Annotated in this window: 19 protein-coding genes, 1 tRNA gene and 1 riboswitch; of the genes, 12 read left to right on the top strand and 8 right to left on the bottom strand. The window is 56.9% G+C overall.

Annotated features, from left to right (window positions below):
* Nucleotides 1-19: 19 nt before the first annotated feature.
* On the top strand, nt 20-1,588 hold the full coding sequence (locus tag ACR0DX_RS13945) for an alkaline phosphatase D family protein (protein ID WP_480846472.1): 1,569 nt from the start codon (nt 20-22) through the stop codon (nt 1,586-1,588).
* Between the two features lie 53 nt (nt 1,589-1,641).
* On the opposite strand, the gene cobO is transcribed toward ACR0DX_RS13945, so the two are convergent.
* The 5 genes from cobO to ACR0DX_RS13920 form a co-directional block, all read right to left on the bottom strand.
* A complete protein-coding gene (gene cobO / locus ACR0DX_RS13940) occupies nt 1,642-2,241 on the bottom strand; it encodes a cob(I)yrinic acid a,c-diamide adenosyltransferase (RefSeq protein ID WP_170355717.1) in 600 nt (199 codons plus the stop codon).
* A 58-nt stretch (nt 2,242-2,299) separates the two neighbouring features.
* The gene (locus ACR0DX_RS13935) at nt 2,300-3,235 is read right to left on the bottom strand and encodes a DMT family transporter (RefSeq protein ID WP_170355718.1); all 936 of its coding nucleotides are present in this window, start codon (nt 3,233-3,235) and stop codon (nt 2,300-2,302) included.
* A 32-nt stretch (nt 3,236-3,267) separates the two neighbouring features.
* Nucleotides 3,268-3,942: an HD domain-containing protein gene (locus ACR0DX_RS13930; protein WP_170355719.1), complete on the bottom strand. Its 675-nt coding sequence runs from the start codon at nt 3,940-3,942 to the stop codon at nt 3,268-3,270.
* The gene (aroC, locus tag ACR0DX_RS13925) at nt 3,926-5,026 is read right to left on the bottom strand and encodes a chorismate synthase (RefSeq protein WP_170355720.1); all 1,101 of its coding nucleotides are present in this window, start codon (nt 5,024-5,026) and stop codon (nt 3,926-3,928) included. Before aroC ends, ACR0DX_RS13930 begins: the two co-directional genes overlap by 17 nt.
* 124 nt (nt 5,027-5,150) lie before the next feature.
* Nucleotides 5,151-5,591 (bottom strand): 6,7-dimethyl-8-ribityllumazine synthase, encoded by a 441-nt coding sequence (locus ACR0DX_RS13920; protein ID WP_170355721.1) that lies wholly within the window; start codon nt 5,589-5,591, stop codon nt 5,151-5,153.
* Nucleotides 5,592-5,659: 68 nt separating this feature from the next.
* A riboswitch (FMN riboswitch) is annotated at nt 5,660-5,808 on the bottom strand.
* Nucleotides 5,809-5,863: 55 nt separating this feature from the next.
* Between ACR0DX_RS13920 and ACR0DX_RS13915 the strand changes: the two genes are divergently transcribed.
* A complete protein-coding gene (locus tag ACR0DX_RS13915; protein ID WP_170355722.1) occupies nt 5,864-6,478 on the top strand; it encodes an FMN-binding negative transcriptional regulator in 615 nt (204 codons plus the stop codon).
* Nucleotides 6,479-6,480: 2 nt separating this feature from the next.
* Here the strand turns inward: ACR0DX_RS13915 and ACR0DX_RS13910 are convergent, their stop codons facing one another.
* On the bottom strand, nt 6,481-6,924 hold the full coding sequence (locus ACR0DX_RS13910; RefSeq protein ID WP_170355723.1) for a c-type cytochrome: 444 nt from the start codon (nt 6,922-6,924) through the stop codon (nt 6,481-6,483).
* A gap of 490 nt (nt 6,925-7,414) precedes the next feature.
* On the opposite strand from ACR0DX_RS13910, the gene petA reads away from it, so the two are divergent.
* From petA to ACR0DX_RS13895, 3 genes are read left to right on the top strand one after another with little or no spacing between them, the layout of a single operon-like run.
* Nucleotides 7,415-7,999, top strand: a complete 585-nt coding sequence (petA, locus tag ACR0DX_RS13905) for a ubiquinol-cytochrome c reductase iron-sulfur subunit (RefSeq protein ID WP_170355724.1) — start codon at nt 7,415-7,417, stop codon at nt 7,997-7,999.
* 11 nt (nt 8,000-8,010) lie between these two features.
* Nucleotides 8,011-9,342 carry a cytochrome b gene (gene petB, locus ACR0DX_RS13900; RefSeq protein WP_170355725.1) on the top strand — a complete coding sequence of 444 codons (1,332 nt, stop codon included), beginning with the start codon at nt 8,011-8,013 and terminating at the stop codon, nt 9,340-9,342.
* 17 nt (nt 9,343-9,359) lie between these two features.
* Nucleotides 9,360-10,145 (top strand): cytochrome c1, encoded by a 786-nt coding sequence (locus ACR0DX_RS13895; RefSeq protein WP_170355726.1) that lies wholly within the window; start codon nt 9,360-9,362, stop codon nt 10,143-10,145.
* A 142-nt stretch (nt 10,146-10,287) separates the two neighbouring features.
* Here the strand turns inward: ACR0DX_RS13895 and mtaB are convergent, their stop codons facing one another.
* Together mtaB and dapF are read right to left on the bottom strand one after the other, a co-directional pair.
* Nucleotides 10,288-11,544 (bottom strand): tRNA (N(6)-L-threonylcarbamoyladenosine(37)-C(2))-methylthiotransferase MtaB, encoded by a 1,257-nt coding sequence (mtaB, locus tag ACR0DX_RS13890; protein WP_170355727.1) that lies wholly within the window; start codon nt 11,542-11,544, stop codon nt 10,288-10,290.
* Nucleotides 11,541-12,383 (bottom strand): diaminopimelate epimerase, encoded by an 843-nt coding sequence (gene dapF / locus ACR0DX_RS13885; RefSeq protein ID WP_170355728.1) that lies wholly within the window; start codon nt 12,381-12,383, stop codon nt 11,541-11,543. Before dapF ends, mtaB begins: the two co-directional genes overlap by 4 nt.
* A gap of 211 nt (nt 12,384-12,594) precedes the next feature.
* On the opposite strand from dapF, the gene ACR0DX_RS13880 reads away from it, so the two are divergent.
* From ACR0DX_RS13880 to ACR0DX_RS13850, 7 genes are all read left to right on the top strand, one after another.
* Nucleotides 12,595-12,670: transfer RNA gene (locus tag ACR0DX_RS13880), tRNA-Lys, on the top strand.
* A gap of 69 nt (nt 12,671-12,739) precedes the next feature.
* Nucleotides 12,740-14,242, top strand: coding sequence for a tyrosine-type recombinase/integrase (locus ACR0DX_RS13875; RefSeq protein WP_170355729.1), 1,503 nt, complete (start codon nt 12,740-12,742; stop codon nt 14,240-14,242).
* Nucleotides 14,239-14,751 carry a hypothetical protein gene (locus ACR0DX_RS13870; RefSeq protein WP_170355730.1) on the top strand — a complete coding sequence of 171 codons (513 nt, stop codon included), beginning with the start codon at nt 14,239-14,241 and terminating at the stop codon, nt 14,749-14,751. The genes ACR0DX_RS13875 and ACR0DX_RS13870 overlap by 4 nt, the downstream gene beginning before the upstream one ends.
* Before the next feature lie 124 nt (nt 14,752-14,875).
* Entirely contained in the window at nt 14,876-15,070 is a 195-nt protein-coding gene (locus tag ACR0DX_RS13865) for a helix-turn-helix domain-containing protein (RefSeq protein ID WP_170355731.1), read from the top strand.
* On the top strand, nt 15,067-15,606 hold the full coding sequence (locus tag ACR0DX_RS13860) for a hypothetical protein (RefSeq protein WP_170355732.1): 540 nt from the start codon (nt 15,067-15,069) through the stop codon (nt 15,604-15,606). Before ACR0DX_RS13865 ends, ACR0DX_RS13860 begins: the two co-directional genes overlap by 4 nt.
* A complete protein-coding gene (locus ACR0DX_RS13855) occupies nt 15,603-17,048 on the top strand; it encodes a hypothetical protein (protein WP_170355733.1) in 1,446 nt (481 codons plus the stop codon). The genes ACR0DX_RS13860 and ACR0DX_RS13855 overlap by 4 nt, the downstream gene beginning before the upstream one ends.
* Nucleotides 17,041-18,705, top strand: a complete 1,665-nt coding sequence (locus tag ACR0DX_RS13850; RefSeq protein ID WP_170355734.1) for a hypothetical protein — start codon at nt 17,041-17,043, stop codon at nt 18,703-18,705. The genes ACR0DX_RS13855 and ACR0DX_RS13850 overlap by 8 nt, the downstream gene beginning before the upstream one ends.
* Nucleotides 18,706-20,024 lie beyond the last annotated feature (1,319 nt).

Genomic DNA, 20,024 nt, shown 5'->3' with positions numbered 1-20,024 from the left:
ACCAGACAGGAGAGCCCAAATGACCCGAATCTTACGCCCCAACCGCCGAGCCTTTCTGGCTGGCAGCACCGCCTTCGCCGCATCACTGTCCATGCCGGCCATCAGTCGCGCATCCTCGCGCCCGGTTTTCACCCACGGCGTTCAGTCGGGTGATGTTGACACCACCTCGGGTATGATCTGGACCCGCACGGATCGTCCCGCCCGCGTGATGATGGAAGTTTCCACTACCGAGAGCTTTGCTAATGCGCGCAAATTGACTCCGATGGATGCAATCCCCAACAGTGATCTGGCCGTCAAGCGACTGGTCGATGGGCTGCCGTCGGATCAGGATATCTTTTACCGTTTTGTGGCCGCCGATTTGCACGACATCAACGCCGTATCAGAGCCTATTGTTGGCCAATTCCGCACTGCACCGACCTCACGCCGGAATATCCGTTTTGCCTGGTCGGGTGATACGGCCGGTCAAGGCTGGGGGATTGACGACGACGGAATGCGCACCTACGCCACTATGGCGCAGCACAAACCAGATTTCTTCATCCACTCGGGCGACACGATTTATGCCGATGGTCCGATGCAAGATGAGGTCGTCAAGGATGATCAACTGATCTGGAAAAACACCACCTTGATCGACGAGAAACGCAAAGTGGCTGAAACGCTGGACGAATTCCGTGGTCAGTGGAAATACAACATGATGGACGAGCATGTGCGCGCCATGAACGCCGTCTGCCCGACCTTCTTTCAGTGGGATGACCATGAGGTCGTGAACAACTGGTCGGATGCGAAAGATCTCATCTCGGACGACCGCTATACCGAGAAGTCGGTCCACGTGCTGCAATCCCGCGCCGCCCGCGCCTTCCACGAAATGACACCGCTGCGCATCACCCCGGCCGAGCCGGGGCGGGTGTATCGCAAGATTTCATATGGGCCGATGCTGGACGTGTTCTTTTTGGACCTGCGCAGCTATCGCGGGCCGAATGGTGCCTCGATGGAGGATGAGATCAACGATCAGTCCCGCATTCTGGGGGCCGAGCAACTGGCTTGGCTGAAACGGGAACTGGCCGCATCTGAGGCGACGTGGAAGGTTATCGCGTCCGACATGCCGATTGGGTTGATCGTCTGGGACAACTGGAGCGAAAAGTCCGGGGCCGAGGCGATCTCGAACGGCGATAGTGGCCCAGCCAAAGGGCGCGAGTTGGAGATTGCCGAACTGCTGCGATTCATCAAAACTGCTGGGATCACAAATACGGTTTGGTTCACGGCTGACGTTCACTATACTGCTGCACACTACTATGACCCTAACAAAGCGCAATTTCAGGACTTTGAGCCGTTCTGGGAATTCGTCTCGGGCCCGTTGCACGCTGGAACCTTTGGTCCGAACGCGCTGGATGGGACCTTTGGTCCTGAAGTCAAATTCGTCAAAGCCCCGACTGAGGATCAGGGTGCCAACCTGCCGCCCAGCGCTGGCCTTCAGTTCTTTGGATTGGTGGATATCGACGGTGCAACCGAACAGATGACGGTACGCCTGATGGACCGCGCCGATACCGAGCTTTGGTCGATCACGCTGGACCCGAAGTCTCGCGCAATTTGATAGGATCAGAGCGCCCCTGACTTATGATCGGGGGCGCTCTGTCATCCCAAAGTTTAATAGTCCACGCCGCGCTGGGCTTTGATGCCAGCTTGAAACGGGTGTTTTTCTTCGGTCATTTCCGTGACCAGATCGGCATAGTCTCGCAGGGCTTGCGGCGCGTCGCGGCCCGTCAGGATCACGCCAGTCTTGACTGCCCGTTCGTTCAGACCGTCAATCACCTGATCCTCCGTCAGATATTCATAGCGCAGGGCGATGTTGATCTCGTCCAGCACCACAAGGTCGTATTCGCCACTGGCCATCAACGCCCGCGCTTTGTCAAAGGCCGCGTTGGCGGCGGCGATGTCACGCTCGCGGTCTTGCGTGTCCCAGGTAAAGCCCTCGCCCATCGTGTGCCAGGTGACCAGATCGCGCTCTTCGAAGAAGCGGCGCTCGCCCGTTTTCCACTTGCCCTTGATGAACTGCACCACGGCCACTTTCTGACCCCAGCCAAGCGCCCGGATCACTACACCAAACGCAGCCGAGGATTTGCCTTTGCCCTTGCCTGTGTTGATCAAGACTAACCCGCGATCCGGGTCTACGGCCTCGGATACTTTCTTGCGGTGCTGGGCCTGCACCTTTTGCATCTTTTCCTTGTGATCCTGCGCGTCACTCATGAGAGGAACCTTTCATTCTGTTGCGCCCAACCTAGGTGAAGTTCGGCAAAGGTAAAGATCAGGTCTTGGGATCGGTTGCAGATTGGGCTTTATTGCGTTCCAAGCCCAGCTGACGTTCGCGTAGGATAACCACAACGTTGCCCGCAATTACCAAAGTGGCACCGATCAACATGACGAGTGTGGGCAGTTCGTCGAACCAAACGTAACCGATAACCACGGCAAACAGCATCGTTGTATAGTCGTAAGGCGCCAGCATGGAGGCCTGCGCGAACTTGTAAGACGTCGTCACCAAAATCTGAGCAACACCGCCTGTTATTCCTATAACTGCCAGTGTCAGAGTCTGTTCAAGGGTTGGTGTCGTCCAGCCCCACAAGGCCGTACAGGACGATAAAAGGGTTGCTGTCAGTGAAAAGTAAAAGGCCACGGCGGCGGGGTGATCGACCTGCACCAATTGTCGGATGTGGATTTGTACAAACCCACGCGCCATCGTCGCAACCAAAACGCAAAGCGCCCCGATCGCCGCCGTGCTTTCCATGTTGTTGCCGCCCAGCCGGGGCCAAATCATGATCAATACGCCCAGCAGCCCAAGACTGACTGCACCGATGCGGATCATACGAATACGTTCGCCCAACATGAAGGCCGCCAGAATCAGGGTGAAGATCGGTGTGGCATACCCAATCGCCGTAACCTCAGGCAGGGGCAGTAAAGCCAGACCGGTGAAGGTTAGTCCCATGGCTGACGTTCCCAGAACTCCTCGCCAGAAATGCCCCATGGGTTTTCTGGTGATTAGACCTTGTGCCAGTTCTCCGCGCCAAAGCAGCCAGCCAACGACGACCGGTATCGCAAAAAGTGATCGGAAGAACACGATTTCGCCGGGCGGAAAGTCATCCGACACCGCTTTGACCACTGCAGCCATCGCCGTGAACAGGAACAAAGCGCCCAGCTTTAGACCCACCGCCAAGACGGGTCGATGCGATGTTAAGGATTTTGCCATGGGCCGAACCCTGCGCCTTTAGTCGGCAAAGATCAACGGGTGGCCTCGCCGTTTATCCATGTATTGGGTAGTTCACTGCCGATTTCTTCGGCGAAGTCTTCCAGAAACCGGATCATCCGCGCGGTACGGCGTTTTGCAATCTGCCGTCCGGATTCGGTGAGCATATCGTCGGACAAGTTCAGCAATTTCACTTTCCAATGGTCCAGTGAAAAGTGCAGATCATCTAGCGTGCGATCAGCGGCAAAGGGATCAGATGCATCATACAGAGTGCGCCCCAAAGCGCCCGAGACCGAGAAGTTCCGTGCAATCCCGATGGCGCCCAATGCGTCCAGCCTGTCGGCGTCGCGCAGAATGCGGGCCTCGGGCGTTTCGGGCGGAATATTTGCCGAAAAGCTATGCGCCTCAATGGCATGTTTGGTGGCGTCGATCTGGGCGCGGCTATAACCTAAAACCCCCAGAATAGGCTCTGATTCCAGCGCTGATTTACGTGAGGCCAAATGGCGATCCGGATCATCTTTTGGCAGGTTTACCAGATCGTGCAGATAGCTGGCCGCCAGCAGAACAGTCATATCTGTCCGGTCATCAGAAATGGCCTGCGCGTTCACCCAGACGCGGTCCAGATGGGCCAGATCATGGGCCGGGTCTGTTTCCATGCGCTGCGCGACGACGCCGCGCAAGCGGCTGCGCAGGTCAGCCGATATGTCCACGGTTTTCTCCGATCTGACCGCGATGCAGCAGCAGGTGGTCCAGAATCACGCAGGCCATCATCGCCTCACCCACCGGGACGGCTCGGATGCCGACGCAGGGGTCGTGGCGGCCTTTGGTGATGATCTCGGTTTCCTCACCCGATTTGGTGATCGTCTTGCGTGTGGTCAGGATGGATGAGGTCGGCTTTACCGCAAACCGCACCACGATGTCTTGCCCGGTCGAGATACCGCCCAGAATTCCGCCCGCGTGGTTGGAGCTGTACTGCGGGCCGTTCTGACCCATGAAAATCTCATCGGCGTTGGCCTCACCGGTCAGTTCTGCGGCGGCCATGCCTTCGCCGATTTCGACGCCTTTGACGGCGTTGATCGACATCATCGCTGCGGCCAGATCAGTGTCTAACTTGGCGTAAACCGGCGCGCCGATCCCTGCGGGGACGCCGCGCGCGACGACTTCGACCACAGCGCCAACCGAGTTGCCGGATTTGCGCAGATCATCCAGATAGGCGGCCCAGTCGTCAGCGGCTTGGGCGTCGGGTGTCCAGAACGGGTTCTGTTCGATCTGTGACCAGTCGAAGTTGGCGCGGTCGATTTTGTGTGGGCCGATCTGGGTCATATAGCCGGTGATCTGCACATTTGGCGCGATCTGCTTGATCGCTTCACGCGCCAGCCCTCCGGCCGCGACGCGCGACGCCGTTTCTCGGGCCGAGCTACGCCCGCCGCCGCGATAGTCGCGGATGCCGTATTTCTGCCAATAGGTGATATCAGCGTGGCCCGGACGGAACTTGTCCATGATATCGCCGTAGTCTTTCGAGCGTTGATCGGTGTTCTCGATCATCAGCTGAACGGGCGTGCCGGTTGTCTGCCCCTCGAACACGCCGGACAGGATTTTGACCTGATCGGGTTCGCGCCGCTGGGTGGTGAATTTGTTCTGACCCGGTTTACGCTTGTCCAACCAATGCTGGATCATACCCTCGTCGATCGCAACACCCGGAGGGCAACCATCCACCGTCGCCCCCAAGGCGGGGCCGTGGCTTTCACCCCAAGTGGTGACGCGGAAGAGGTGTCCGAAACTGTTCATCGACATGGGGCGTGCTCCTTTGAGGGTTGTGATTAGCGGGGAGAGCCTCTGGCCTCAAGCGGATTTGCGGTTGGGGCGGGGTGCGCTGCCCTGTGGGCAGCGCGTTTGAGTATTTGCGAAAAGAAGAAGATCAGGCCGCCTGCGCAACTTTTTCGCGGGTTTCGGTGATTTTGAGTGCAGCATGTGCGGCCTCGCGCCCTTTTTCCACGAAATGCGCGCGGTAGATCGCATTGTGGTGGTCGGTTTCCTGATACTGGTGCGGGGTCAGCGAGACCGACAGGACCGGAACGCCCGTGTCCATCCCGGCGCGCATCAACCCATCGACCACGGCCTGCGCCACGAAATCATGCCGGTAGATGCCACCATCCACCACAAAAGCGGCACAGGCGATGGCCGCATAGCGCCCGGTTTGCGCCAGGTCGCGGGCCAGTAGGGGCATTTCGAACGCGCCGGGGACGTCAAACACGTCGATCTGGTCGGCGGGGATAAGTTGCAGGAACCCTTCCAGCGCCTGATCAACGATATCGGAATGCCAGTTGGCTTTGACGAAAGCGTAGCGGGTGTGTGTCATCATGATCTCCTACGTAAACAGACACGTCACCCAAGGCGATCACGAGCAGCCGCGCCGAGGGGCACGCTGCGCGTTCTCTTTCATCCGGACTGTAACCGTCGGCTCTGGCTTCTCACCAGATCTGCTTGTCACCTCGTGTACCGAGGCCGCTCGCGGGCTTACGGATCAACGCCCGCATACCGCCGGTGGGGAATTTCACCCCGCCCTGAGAACGACGCGGACCTTGCCAAGATCGCTGCGAATCTGCAAGGCGTTCCGTTAGGAGATTTGATATGCACCCAAACCCGGCTTTCCGCTCTGAAGATCAGGCCCTAAGCGTTGAATTTGCCCGCGCGCGGGCCTTTGGCGTATTGGCGCTGTCCACCGAAGGCGCTCCGTTGATCAGTCATGTACCTTTCCTGTTGAGCGAAGATGGCACGGTCGCAGAATTGCATCTTGTGCGGTCGAACCCGATTTTCCGCGCGCTGACAGTCCCCCGCGCCGCGAAAATCGCCGTCGCCGGTCCGGACGGTTATGTCTCACCCGATTGGTACGGGGTCGAAGATCAGGTGCCTACGTGGAACTATGTCGCCGTTCACTTGACGGGAAAGCTGGAACTGCGCCCGCATGATGAATTACGGGATCTTCTGGACCGTCAGTCGGCTTTTTATGAGCAGCGGTTGTTGCCTAAACCAGCTTGGACAACCGGCAAGATGACACCTGATGCACTGGACCGGATGATGCGCATGATCGTGCCGTGCCGGATGCAAGTCGACGAAATTCAGGGCACATGGAAGCTGAACCAGAACAAACCCGAAGCCGTGCGCTTGGCCGCAGCGGATCAGGTGGCAGAGGGGATCGGTTCAGAGCTTTCGAGGCTGACCGCGCTGATGCGGGGTCAGCGCTAGGGTCAGTCGCTGAACGTTGCCAGGTAGGCCGCGATGTCCTCGGCCCCTTTTTTCAGCTTTACGCTCATGTTGGGACGGGCCGTTTCGTCGTCAAGATAGTCTTTAATAAAGCGAATCGGATCTTTGGAATAAGCGGCGATGCTGTCTTCGGTCCAGACCAGCCCTTCCTGGCCCGCGCGGATCATGTCGTCGGTGAACATTCCGATCGGCAGCCGCTCACTGCCATTCAGGTAGTCGGTTTCGGTACCAGCTATGCGCCCAACAACACCAAAGAGATTCGGACCGGTGATTCCTCCTTTGACCAAAACCTCACCATCCTTGATGATAGCGTGGCAAGAGGAACACCTGTTGTAAAGCGCCTCGCCCTTGGCTGGATCTCCGGCCGCGAGGGCCTGTGTCGATAGCAACAAAGCGAAAAGCAGCGTGATCCGTGAAGTCTGTGGCATGGGAAAAGTCCTGCAAAAAGTTGTCCTGACCCGCGCCTTCTTGCACTCGTTTGCCAAGTGCAATCAAATTCCGAGCGTATGGGGTCATTTTGAAATATCTATTTTTAATTCAATAATTTATACGCTCTGAATCTAACTGAAGTTGAAGAAAATAAGGCAAGAATTGGGGATATTCTTGAAAGTTTGGCTTCTTCGGTTTCTGCTTTGCAAAACCTGACGGCTCGCGCGTGGACCTGCCCGTTATTAGCGCGAATCACCTGAGCAGAGACATGGCCCTGGTGCTCGAATCCTTTGGCTAAAATCAGCTCCAACCTTGAAAAAAGTACCTGACGTAGTGACATGAATGCCCAGTTGCGGCGTAGTGCGCGCCTATGACCGCTGGACGAACCGATTTCTCCCGGCTAGATAGCCGCGATGAGACGCCGCTTTGATGCGGTGCTGATGCATGTTTGCCCGGTATCCTCCGGGCGCCGGAATCGGAGAAAACCTCGTGTCCCACGCAGAAGACAACGAAGGCACCCGCAGAGATTTCCTCTACTACGTCGCTGGCGGCGCAGGTGTCGTTGCGACGGGTGCAGCCGTATGGCCCCTGATCAACCAAATGAATCCCTCGGCAGACGTTCAGGCGCTGTCCTCAATCCGTGTGGACGTGAGCGGCGTTGAGCCGGGGACGCAGCTGACTGTGAAATGGCTGGGTAAACCCGTCTTTATCCGTCACCGCACCGGTGCCGAGATCCAAGAGGCCAAAGAGCAGGACGCCGAAGGTCTGGATGCGCTGCCCGATCCGCTGGCGCGCAACTTCAACCAACCGGCTGACGCGCCCGCGACCGACGAAAACCGCGTCATGCCCTCGCCTGAGGGCGAAGCCCCCGGTGCCTGGCTGGTTCAGATGGGCGTATGTACGCACCTGGGCTGTGTGCCGCTGGGTGATGCCGGTGACTTTGGCGGCTGGTTCTGCCCCTGCCACGGTTCGCACTATGACCTTGCCGGTCGTATCCGTAAGGGCCCTGCGCCTGAAAACCTGCCTGTTCCGCCCGCTGAGTGGACGGACAACAGCACCATCAAACTCGGCTAAGGGAGACCCAAATGTCCGGAATTCCCCACGATCATTACGAGCCGAAGACAAACGGCGAAAAGTGGCTGAACAGCCGCCTGCCCATCGTCGGCTTGCTGTACGATACACTCATGATCCCCACCCCCAAGAACCTGAACTGGATGTGGATCTGGGGTATCGTGCTGACATTCTGTCTCGCACTGCAGATCATTACCGGTATCGTTCTGGTGATGCACTACACCCCGCATGTTGATCTGGCCTTTGCCAGCATCGAGCACATCATGCGCAACGTGAATGGCGGCTATATGCTGCGCTATCTGCACATGAATGGCGCATCGCTGTTCTTTGTTGCGGTCTACATCCACATCTTCCGTGGCCTGTTCTACGGCTCGTACAAAGCCCCGCGTGAGATAACGTGGATCATCGGGATGCTGATCTACCTGATGATGATGGGTACTGCCTTCATGGGCTATGTTCTGCCCTGGGGTCAGATGTCCTTCTGGGGTGCAACCGTGATCACCGGCCTGTTTGGTGCGATCCCCTTCGTTGGCGACGCGATCCAGACCTGGTTGCTGGGTGGACCCGCAGTGGATAACGCCACGCTGAACCGCTTCTTCTCGCTGCACTATCTGCTGCCGTTCGTGATTGCGGCGCTGGTTATAGTGCATATCTGGGCCTTCCACACCACCGGCAACAACAACCCCACAGGTGTTGAGGTTCGCCGCACGTCGAAAGCCGATGCCGAGAAAGACACGCTGCCCTTCTGGCCCTATTTTGTGATCAAGGATCTGTTTGCGCTGGCTGTGATCCTTGTCGTGTTCTGGGCGGTTGTGGGCTTCATGCCGAACTATCTGGGCCACCCCGATAACTATATCGAGGCCAACCCGCTGGTCACACCTGCACATATCGTGCCTGAATGGTACTTCCTGCCGTTCTACGCGATCCTGCGGGCCTTCACCGGTGAGGTTTGGGTTGTTCAGTTCGCAAGCTTCATCACCGGCGGCATCATCGATGCCAAGTTCTTTGGTGTGATTGCGATGTTCGGTGCGATCCTGGCGATGGCTCTGGCACCGTGGCTGGACACTTCCAGCGTGCGTTCGGGCAAATACCGTCCGATGTTCAAATGGTGGTTCTACCTGCTGATCGTCGACTTCTTTGCCTTGATGTGGCTGGGTGCGATGCCCGCCGAGGAGCCCTATGCGACCTTCTCGCTGATCGCCTCGGCTTACTGGTTCGCCTATTTCTTCGTGATCCTGCCGATCCTTGGTGTGATCGAGAAACCTCTGGCCCAGCCCGAGACCATCGAAGAAGACTTCAACGCGCATTATGGCAAGGCTGACGCCGAAGCCACGCCGGCCGAGTAAGAAGAGGGACCGGAAACATGTTCAAGAAACTTGCAATCGGTGCCGCGTTTGCTCTGGCCCTCACCCCTGCTGCGTCCTTCGCGGCAGGCGGCGGCGAGCAGCATATCGAGGACTTCAGCTTTTCATTCGAGGGGCCGTTTGGCACCTGGGACAAGAACCAGCTTCAACGAGGTCTTCAGGTCTATACCGAAGTCTGTGCGGCTTGCCACGGTCTGCAATATGTACCTCTGCGTGATCTGGAAGCGTTGGGATATTCGGAAGAAGAAGTCATCGCCTATTCGGCAGAGAATTTCGAAGTGTTCGATCCGGAACTGGATGATTTCCGTCCTGCGATCCCAACCGATCACTTCCCGGCAAACACTGGTGTTGGTGCACCGGACCTGAGCCTTATGGCAAAGGCCCGCGCCGGGTTCCACGGCCCTTACGGCTTGGGGATCAACCAGTTCTTCAAAGGCATGGGTGGAGCTGAATACATCGCGTCCCTGCTGGATGGCTATACCGGTGAGGAAAAGGAAGAGGCAGGCACCGTTCTCTATGAGAACAAAGCCTTCCCTGGCGGCTGGATCTCGATGGCACCGCCCCTGTCCGAGGATCAGGTGGAATTCGCCGATGGTCACTCGGCGTCGGTTGAGGCCATGTCCGAGGATATCGCTGCCTTCCTGATGTGGACGGCTGAACCGAAGATGATGGAGCGTAAGTACTCTGGCTTTGTCGGCGTGATCTTCCTGTCTGTTCTGTCGGTGCTGCTGTATCTGGTGAACAAACGCCTTTGGGCCGGTGTCAAAGGCAAGCGTCAGCACTAAGGCTTTTGCATCGCTGAAATTAAAAACCCCCGCGCCATCCGGTTGCGGGGGTTTCTTGTTTCTGGCGGGATAAAGGGGCCAGCCCCTTCTTGGCCTGCGGCCAATTCAACCCCGAGGTATTTTTAGCCAGATGAAGGACGGATCAGGCTTTGAGTTGGCTGTCCGTGTAATCGGTGATCGAGGCGGTTACGATCTGACCTTCGGGTTGGGGCGTATCGAAGGTGACTTCGGTGAACTGTTCCGTGCGGCCCATATGTGGGTTTTCCATCAGGATGTGATGGGTTTTGCCCAATTGTGCGGTCAGGTGTTTCGCGACCTGAGCGTCTCCGGCAGCGCGCAGGCGCGCGGCGCGGGCTTTGATGATGGTGCCGTTGATCTGCTGAGGGATACGGGCCGCGGGCGTGCCTTCGCGTTTGGAGTAGGGGAAGACATGCAGCCAGGTCAGGTCACAATCCGTGACCAGTTTCAGCGAGTTTTCGAAATGCGTGTCTGTTTCGGTGGGGAAGCCTGCGATGATATCCGCGCCAAAGGTCATGTCTGGACGCAGCTTGCGGGCCTCTTCGGTGAAGCGGATGGCGTCGTCGCGCAGGTGGCGGCGTTTCATCCGTTTCAGGATCAGGTCATCGCCATGCTGCAGCGACAGGTGCAGGTGTGGCATAAGGCGCGGTTCGGTCGCGATGGCCTGCATCAGATTTTCATCCACCTCGATCGAGTCGATCGAACTGATCCGCAGGCGCGGTAGGTCCGGCACCAGCTTGAGGATGCGCATCACCAGATCGCCCAGCTTGGGCTGTGCGGGCAGATCGGCGCCCCACGAGGTCAGGTCGACGCCTGTGAGCACCACCTCGTTATAGCCCCGGTCCACCAGCCGCTTGATTTGGTCCACCACCACGCCCGCAGGGACGCTACGCGAGTTGCCGCGGCCATAGGGGATAATGCAGAAGGTGCAGCGGTGGTCACAGCCGTTCTGAACCTGCACATAGGCGCGCGAACGAGTGCCGAAGCCGTCAATCAAGTGGCCTGCGGTCTCGGTCACGGACATGATGTCATCGACCTGTACCGCCTCAGTCTGACCGATGAAATCGGCGGCCATGCCTTTCCAGGTGTCGGGTTGCATTTTTTCGGTATTGCCGATGACCGCGTCGACCTCGTCCATTTTGGCGAAGGTTTCGGGTTCGGTCTGAGCAGCGCAGCCGGTCACGATCAGACGTGCATCGGGGTTCTCGCGACGCAGCTTGCGGATTTCCTGCCGGGCTTTACGCACGGCCTCGGCCGTCACGGCGCAGGTGTTCACCACCACGGCGTTCGACAGACCCGCCTGTTGCGACAGTTCTTTCATTGCCTCGGTCTCGTAGGCGTTCAGGCGGCAGCCCAGAGTGGTGAACTTGGGCGCACTCATCCCAGAGCCCCCAGAAACTCAGGGGTCAGCGTACCTGAGAAAACATGGGCAGTGGGACCGGTCATCCAAACGCCATCGTCGCGCCAGTCGATCCAGATCGTGCCGCCGTCCAGTTCGATCTGCACCTTGCGCCCGGTCAAGCCGCGCCGTGCAGCCGCCACCGCTGTGGCACATGAAGACGAGCCCGAGGCCAGCGTAATGCCCACGCCGCGCTCCCACACGCGCATACGGATGTGATCGGGGCCGATGATCTGCGCCACCTGAACGTTCGTGCGTTCGGGATAAAGCGGGTGATATTCGTAGCGCGATCCGAATTCTTCCAGTGGGATGGCCTCGGCATCGTCCACAAAGAATGTGCAGTGCGGATTGCCCATTCCGGTTGCCGAGGGAACGCCTTCGATAGGCAGTTCCAGCGTATCAACCTCTTCAGCCAGCGGAATCTCGTGCCACTCCAGCTGCGGTGGGCCCATGTTGACCGAGGTCAGCCCGTCGCCCGCGTCGCGCGCATAAAGCGTGCCGCGTTCCGTCGTCAGGGTCAGCTCGGGCTTGCCGGTTTCCTCCATCAGGAAGCGGGCGATGCAGCGCGTGGCATTGCCGCACGCGGCCGAAGTCGACCCGTCCGCGTTGTAGAACACCAGATGCGCATCCGATTCGCCGTTTTCGATGACTGCCAACTGATCAAAGCCGACGCCAAACTGACGGTGCCCGATTCCCTTTGCCAGGGCGGGTGTTAGGTCAATGCTTTGCGCACGCGCATCCACAATGACAAAGTCATTGCCTAGCCCGTGCATCTTCATGAAGGGCAAACCCGAGGTCAGTATTCGTTGCATGGCGGGCATATAACCCTGCCTTTGAAATGAATCCACCCTATCGCGCAGATTCCTGAAAAAAGGGGTTGACCCCCCAGCGTCCCCTGCCTAATTAGGCCGCCTATCGGGTCGCCGGAGCGTAAGAAATTACAGGCGAAACGAGGTGTGAAATAAGGACTTGCACCCGATCGGGAAAATGCCTTAGAGAGCGCCACGGATCGAAAGATCCTAACAAAAGAGTGGGCCGTTAGCTCAGTTGGTAGAGCAACTGACTTTTAATCAGTGGGTCGCAGGTTCGAATCCTGCACGGCTCACCACTCTAAACATAAAGAAAATAAGGCTAAAACCCCTGAAATTTAGGGGCGCTACGGTCCTTCTTTTATGGCATGCAGAGTGCGAGTTTGTGCAGGTTTCGGAGCAATAATGCAGGCAAATCTGGAAAAAACCTGGAAGAACCTTTAGTTTTGTGGTGCGGCCAGCCGCTGGAACGACTGAGCCCGACATCGCCAAACTATGAAGGAACTCCGGCAATGCCTGAAAAGAGCCTATCAGCACGTGAGCTTGCTTCAAATCACATCCAAGCGGCGTTGGACACGGGCGTCCGAGGCGAATTGCGCGAGGCCCTTAGGAAGGCGGCTGCATTGGCAGCAGGTGAACGCGTGACAGATGTCTCTGATCTAGAGTACCGCCAACTAGCCATCGGCGGTAAGTTGGTTGATAAGGATCGACCTGGCCTGGTGATGCGTCACGGCAAACGTACGGGTAAAGTCTGGATCTACCGATACGAACACCCCGACACAAAGAAACAAGTGGAACTCCAGTTCGGGCGCTACCCTAAGATGTCGACGGCGGACGCTCGTGAAACATGGCGCGAACTACGCTCTCAACGGCTCGAAGGCAATGTGCCAATGCCAGCCACATCTGCATCTCCCAGCGCCCTAACCATGGGCAATTTGATTAAACGATACATCTCTGACTACGCGCGGGTGACTAAAGCCGAATCGTCGTCGAGGGAGGACGAGCGCCTCCTGGGAAAATTCATTGTGCCGTATTATGATGAACTGCCCGCAATGGAATTTGACCACGAGGTAGCCAAGGCGGTCTTGTCCAACATCGTGAATGCGGGTGCTTTACGTGAAGCTGAGAAAGTCCGTTCGGTACTTTCAACGATGTTCAATGTGGCCAGTGGGCGTACGCGAAAAATCTCGACATTGGACGGTACGTGGCTTCCGCCAGATCATCCCAATCCGGTAGGGGCAGTAACGCTCCCGAAGCGGAAGCCGCGCCAACACACTCCCGGGTCGCGTGAAATCCGCAACTACGTACGCGGCCTCGATCAATTGGGGCAACATGGTGAGATCCTCCGCACTCAGTTAGAGACATTTGCACGCATTGGGGAGGTGACGTCCATGGAGTGGGATGAGATCGATATGGATGCTGGCACGTGGACGCTGCCCGCTGCCCGCTCGAAGAACGGAAAGGCTCATGTCGTTATGCTTGCGCGCCAGACCGTGGAGCGACTTCGGGATCGCGAGGGCGAGACCGCCTCACACCTGGTCTTCCCATCAGTTCAAGACGCCAATCGGCCGACTGACAAACATCTGGTGATCCGGACCCTTGCTCGGAAGCGGCAAGTGATCGGCATATCAGAAGAGTTCACATCTCACGCGACGCGGAGAGCGGCGCTGACGTGGGTTGCTGAGAATGGTGGAGGCCGCGACATTCGCGACCGCTTATCTAACCATACACCGCCGGCAGACGGATCAGACCACATATATGTTTCCGCGGAGCACAACGAGGCCGCACGAAGGTTCACCCAAGCTTGGGTCGACCATCTTACGGGTTTGGAGGCTGACAACGTCAAGTCGCTTGAAGAGGTGCGAGCATGAGCCAGGTATTCGAGATCGGTGGTATATACCTCCGGCGCAACGATGATGGCTCGTATCGCTTCGCAAAAGATGGCTGGTCGCAGGCACTTCCGCTCGATCTCGATAACCACGATGCATTAAGGGCAATCGTTCAGTTAATGGCACCCCGCCTAGCTACTCTGCTTGAAGATGATCATCGGCGATGGACGCATGAATTCTCAATACGCAATGAGCAAAGTATCCAATTGCACAAGTCGCTGAAGAAAGAGTCCACGCTTGTGAAGGGACGCAGGAAAGGTCTCGATGGGTCCCAAAAAGTCAGAAAGTCAAAGTCCAAATTAACAGAAGAGGTGGCGCTGGGGATCTTTGACGAACAAATGGCTGTTCCTGGTGTCAGACGAAGGTGGGCACTAGCGCGAAGTGAGAAACTGCTTGCGGAATGGGCCGAAAAAGACCCCGCGAATCGCTATGCTTGGAAGGCGGATACAATAGCTAGAAAGGCACGTGAAAGAGACCAGCGCTTCGGATAGCGGTTACCATCCGTTGCCACAAATGGGAAAGTGGTAACCAGAACGCACCGCTACATTGCAGGTATCTGCACGTACAGTGATCTTCGCTCCCATCTACGCGCAAGTGCGCATTGGGGGAGTAACTATGGAACGCGAGCCTGACCTTAGAATCGCTGACGCCGCGGCCGAGATCGCAGTCTCGGATCGCACAATTTGGGATCTTATCCGCCGCGGTGAGCTGGTTTCTTACAAGGTTGGCCCGCGAGCTCGCCGAGTGACGCGTGAAAGCCTTGATGCCTTTCGTGAGCGACATGTTGTTCCACCGCGTGGTGCAGCATGAGCAAACGTGGCTACACACTGATTAAGGATGACAAAGTTGATACGCCCGAGTCCGTGACCGACAGGCTAGTGCCGTATTTGGATCCGAAGGAACAAATCTCGGAGCTGTGTGCAGGCGCGAACATGCTTGCCGCACGATTGGAAGCGCATGGGTTCAAAATTTCAGAGGCTTACGACACTGAGCCCCGCGATCTGGCGATCGAGACTGCTGATGTCGCGGATCGGTGGCCACAGCATCTCGTAGTCACGAACCCCCCGTACGGAAAGAAAAGTCGACTGCGCGTGCTCAATGCGCTGCTAGCAGCAGAGTGTCGTGCATGGCTCCTGATCCCTTCGGATTGGCTCACTGGTCAATGGTTCGCGCCATTCGCGCCCCACGTAACGAAGATCATTCCGGTTGGACGGGTTTCGTGGATGGGAAATGGCCGAGGCGGCTATGACAACTCCGCGTGGGTGAATTTCAACTTCGCCGAAATGCATGAGTTCGTGATGCCCAGAGTTGAGGCCAAACTAGTGGCCGCAGGGGTCAAAACATGAGTTGCGAAGAACTGAACCAGAAGGGTCAGCGACTCGCTCGCGCTGAGCGATCAACACACAGGCATTCAAGTCTTCCAGAAAACAACGCCGAGTTTCTGGAGGCAGTCTTTCATGCGGCCGAAGCGAGTGAAACAGGCTGTATTGCAGCCACCCATCTATTGCGCGGAAGACCCACATTTCCCGCGTATGCTTGGCCGGCGAGCAAAGTACAGGGCTTTCACACACATTTTGGTGTCGGTCTTCACCTTCCGCAGGATCCAACAATCGCGGATCGGACTAAATTTCGGCGAACCAAAAGTACCTGGCGCGGGATGGCAGTTTTGGTGCTCGACGACGTTGGTCAGAAAAAGGGTGATCGAACAATTAAGGTCCCCGAAATGGAGCCGAGCTTTGTGGTGGAGACCAAACCAGGTTCGCAGCAATGGGGTTATATCTTTGATGAGCCAGTACGTGACTATCAGCGCGCAAAACTGCTGCTCCATTCAGCTATTGTAGCTGGTGTAAATGATCCAGGCGGACAAAACCCGCTGCGACTCGTAAGGCTGCCAGACTCTTTGCCCCACGGTAAAACACATTGTGCAGAGTTGGTCGCATGGACCGGGGAACATTTCAGTGAAGCGGAAGTCATCAAAGGCTTGGGTCTCGATCTCCAGGCTGCCAGTAAACTAGTGAGGGCAAAGGCCTCAGCGCCTCGGACAGTGGGTGATCCAGCGCCAATTAACTCGGGTCACGACCCAGTGCTAGTTTGGCTTGATGCCCAAGGAATGATCCTTGGCGACCTAGGCGACCACGGTTGGATCGACATTGTTTGCCCTTGGCATGACGAGCACACTGACGGTGAGACCCAGGGCACTGGCTACCGACCGCCTACAAATACCGACCCCTATCGCTCTTTTAACTGTTTCCACCGTTGCTCGAGCCCTCATTACGGACGCACCACAGACGCGTTTCTGGACTGGGTACGACAAGCAGGCGGTCCAGACGTGGGCAGCCTAGACGAGGCCGTGCGTGCAAAGCGTCGCGCAGTCTACCGCAAAATGCGCTCCGATATGAGCCTTGGGGCCGCCGATCCAGTCCTACTTGATCATGTTCGCCGCGCCAAGATCGCTGCCGCTGGCTCGGACGATTGGAAACGCCGAATTAACAGCATCTCATGGCTCTTGTGCCAAGATGGCTGGGGAGATGCGGAGATTATCAGAACTCTAATAAGCATTGGCGTCATGGGCCCAGATATTGGCGCCAGCGTCATTTGGGTTGTTTCGCAGATCGACAGCGCCCGAAAAATGCAGGCGGCCAACTCAAGGCGAGACGCTGAGAGGGCACGGCGCCGGATTCCAAATCAGGCGCAGCGTGTTGAGTCCGCTATCGGTACTCTTTCGCGTCTCACTCTTAATGAACAGAAGGCCATTGCCAAATGGCTGAATGGGCAGATCGATGGCTGACGACGTGAAGCTTGTGCTCAATATGATTGAGGGCGTTCAGCATACGGATCGCATTGTCGTGCTTGACGAAGGGGACGATCGCAGCGCTACGATCGTGGCTGTCGTGAAGGCACTGAACAGGTTTGGAGAAGTCTATTCCTTCGCCGACGCGACCGTCGTCGTGGCCGAGACCGAAAGCGCAATTCTTCGAGAAGGTATCGATAGCAATGCTCCATTCGTCCGACGAAAGCGTCCAATTAGAGCCGATACAGTCAACCTGATCCGCCCGATGGAGCGCGCCATCAAATGGCACGGGCGTGTGCAACGCGGTCAGCGGATAGAAATCGTCCGAAAAAGAATGGACCCGTGGATCATCAAAGCGATCGCAAATCTTGGGCCGACCGGGGGCCTGCGCGAATTGGCAGGTGTTGTTGATCACCCTGTGTGGTGGGACGGACAGTTACTTACCGGCTCTATCGGATACCACCCCCCGACGAAGCTCTACATCGACAGCAAAAACGTCCACATAGATCCGGACATGTACACGTCCCCACAGGACGCATTCAATTTTTTGGCCGAAGAATGGATGATGGAAGCTCGTTTCGATAGCTTTCAGGACTTGGTGCACTTTCTGTCAATGCCCTTAACTCTCATAAAGCGTCCAACGTCGATCCGGCGTGGTTGTCCGATCTACCTTCTGAATGCGCCCGAGCCGAATAGCGGAAAAACAACAAGCGCTGAAGCTGCGCACCTCTTGGTCACCGGAGGGCTGCCTGGCGTGACAGAGTATCCGGAGGATAGAAATGAGTTCCAGAAGTCCTATGCGGCAGCACTGATTGAGACGCCGACCATGATCCTTTTCGACAACCTTCCCAACGGTTGGCATTGGAGAAACGCGACCCTAGACAAGGCTGCCACCAGCGACACCATGCGACTTCGCATCCTGGGAAAGACGCAAGAGGTGGAGGTTTCGACGTTACCTGTAGTTTGTGTAACCGGAAATGCGCTTCAACCAGGATCCGCGGATAGTATGTCACGCGCGCTTTGGGTGAACTTTAGGGGTCCCAAACCGGGACGTCTATTTAATAGGGACCTGATTGGCTTCACGGCCGAGAACCGCTCTGAGCTTCTCTCCGCTTACGCAAAAATCGCACAAGCCGAAATCAGTTCAGCTGCCCGCATCCCCGGTGGTCGGTTTAGTGATTGGGAGAATGAAGTGGCGGCGCCCATGATGATTGCTTCGAGGACAGGGATAGAGATTTACGATTTATGGGCGGAGAATCGCTTTTTAACATCTGTCGATGAGGCCGCCGCCGATCTGGTCGAAGCAATGGTTGCCGAGCAGGAAGAGATCGCCAAGAGTGTGGCCGACCTAGGGCTTCTCCGGCTGGCAGCAGGAAAGGATCAGGACGCCGACGCCAGGGTTCGTATCAACAATGAGGGCTTCATGCCAGGGGATATGGCCGTCCGCTTCCAGGATCAGCTGTACAACTTTGCCGTGGCGCGAGGAAAGAAGCACCAGAGCGACGAAAGCAAAATATCGGCACGCGCTGTGAACGAGTTGCTTGCGCCTCTAGATCGGCGCCGCTTCGGCACACATCAGTTCAAGGTGACGTTGGGGAAGAAGCCAAACGGCCGCAAGAAGGTAACCTTTCGTGCCGAAGTTGCCGAGTCTTGAAGGTCTTTTTGGTAGGTCTTTCGGCGCTAGCGGCGCTGCACCAGCCTGAAGGCCAGGCAAATTCCTCACACCCCTTGCCCCCTGATCACCCCATAGTCTTATTCTTCGCGGGAAGCCAAATTTGGCTAAGTATTACAGAAGAAATAATGGGTGACATGTGGTGGAAAGGGTGCGCGTTCCGTTGCAATATGGATCGAACTTGAGGCCAGGGTCGGTCCTCGTGGAAGGGTTCAGCATGCCTCTTTCTAGCAATCCAGAAGCTCGTGCGCGACAGCTGGCCAATCTGCGACCGGTTAGTCGAGATAAGTCGCTTACAATGGAAATGGCGCTGCAGTATGGCTTCGGTGTGGGGGTGCAGAAACGTTGTACTGCGCTTAAGCGCGACGGTACCCCCTGCAGGGGATGGGCGGCCTATGGGACCCCGAAATGCCTCAAGCACGGAGCGCGCCTATATGCCGGAACTCCACCCAGCCCCAACCGCGATGTTCGGCAAGCCAGAGAGTGGCTTTCTGAAAATCCTCCAACGCTTGAATTGACCCGAACGCCCGAGTGGCGTGCGACGGATACGCTTGGAGCCCGTCACGGGCTATTGCAAAAGGCAAATTTGGTTGCCGCCTGGAGTGCAGCGCAGAAAGGTGATTGGAAGGCTTGGCGTAATCTTACAAGTGTATGAGAAGCTAGAGTTAGATCGACGAGCCGCGCTACTGTCATGTCACTAGAAAATCTGTGGCTGCGGTTCCAATCCTTTGCGTCAAAAACGATGAGCTTGCAAATATCGTAAGGAAATTGAGTTTTTGAGGTTTGTCCCTTTGATATCTTTAAAGAATCAACAGACTTCTACTCAGTTGCGCAAGAATTTGTCTGTCGGAGGAGCGCAATCGAGCCCTATCCCCGTAACGGATTGTCACTTGCAGGCTTTGCTTCAAGTGAGGCTCAGCGGTGTTGACCCACCCCCTGGCACCCCTTCAGCCAGTCTCTTACATGCTTGTGAGGCGCCCGCATCATCTGGGGCATCTTTTCAAAGATTGCCCACACTAAGAAGGCTTGCATGCCATTCCCTAAGAACCCTCGAATTGCGATCTCCTCAGCAGATACCGTTTCCGCCTACAGCGGAGATTGTTTGAAGACAGAACTGCGTCCGGTGTGCATAGAATCGCGCGGAATGGAAAGTTCGTGAGTTCTCATGCACACACCGAAGCAAGTCTACTCCCAATCGCCAGCAGACGAACGCCACGTTTTAGCTTCCGCGTCCCAAACACTGGCCGTGACGCAAGGCGTTGGGTTTATTCCGTCGCAATTGGATCCATGAATATCTGCCA

The organism is Ruegeria sp. D3, from assembly GCF_056534465.1.
Note: the sequence above shows the minus strand (reverse complement) of the source record. Positions and strands in the feature narration are given on the sequence as shown.